This window comes from Blautia sp. DFI.3.45 (assembly GCF_020593505.1).
Taxonomy (GTDB): Bacteria; Bacillota; Clostridia; order Lachnospirales; family Lachnospiraceae; genus Blautia_A; species Blautia_A wexlerae.
Genome location: NZ_JAJDMI010000134.1, coordinates 1 through 950, shown reverse-complemented (window position 1 = coordinate 950; position 950 = coordinate 1). Strand labels below are relative to the sequence as shown.

Here is a 950-nt window from a genome sequence, read left to right as displayed (position 1 = left end):
AAATACCGGCGGAAGATATTAAATGCGGAGGTCGAGGCATATCTGCAGGAACTGGTGCAGGAGATCGCAGAAGATAAGGGCTTTACGGTCCATCTGTTTGAATGTGGGGAAGGAGACCATGTACACTGTTTTGTGTCAGCCCCTCCGAAATTATCCATAACTGCGATCGTGAAATACCTGAAGGGGATCTCCGGCAGGAAGCTTTTCGAACGTTTTCCGGAAATAAGAAACCAGCTTTGGAAAGGGGAGCTGTGGAACCATTCCTATTATGTGGAAACGGTCGGATCTGTATCGGAAGAAAATATCCGCAGGTATATCGAACATCAGAGCAAAGCTTACTGATACGATGGAGGAGAGGAAATGCTGCTGTCAAAGAAAACATCCATAAAGGTCAGCCGGGAATATGCGAACCTCATCGGGCATATGTGCTATGCAGCATCCAAGCTCTGGAATGTCTGTAATTACGAGCGTCAGCATTACAAAGAAACAGGGATGGAGCAGTATCCTGACTGGTATTATCAGAAAAAAGCCCATAAAGAGGATCTGTGGTATAAACAGCTCCCGTCCCAGACTGCCCAGGAAGTCTGCAGGCTGCTGGACAAGGCATGGAAGTCTTTTTATGCCCTGAAAAGATCCGGGGGGATCGAGACTCCCAGACCGCCGCGGTTTAAGCAGGAAAGTATCCCCATTACCTATATGCAGATGGGGATCGTGCATGAGCGGGATACGGACAGAGTCCGCCTGTCCCTTCCAAAGACATTAAAAAAATATATGGAAGAAACATATCAGATCCATGAAAACTTTCTTTACCTTGAAAATAAGATTTTCAGGGGCATGGATCAGATCAAACAGCTGCGGATCTATCCGCCGGAGAATGGAAGCTGTAAAATTATTGTTGTTTATGAGGTCCCTGACCAGGAAGAACTTCCACAGAACGGACATGAACTGTC

General features: G+C 46.6%; 1 protein-coding gene and 1 pseudogene. Both read left to right on the top strand.

All coding sequences use genetic code 11. The features are described 5' to 3' along the window. The coding region (gene tnpA / locus LJE09_RS17240; RefSeq protein WP_227311601.1) for an IS200/IS605 family transposase at positions 1-342 on the top strand (342 nt) is incomplete at its 5' end. An 18-nt stretch (positions 343-360) separates the two neighbouring features. Next, positions 361-950, top strand: a pseudogene (locus LJE09_RS17235) (RNA-guided endonuclease InsQ/TnpB family protein); the annotation flags it as partial.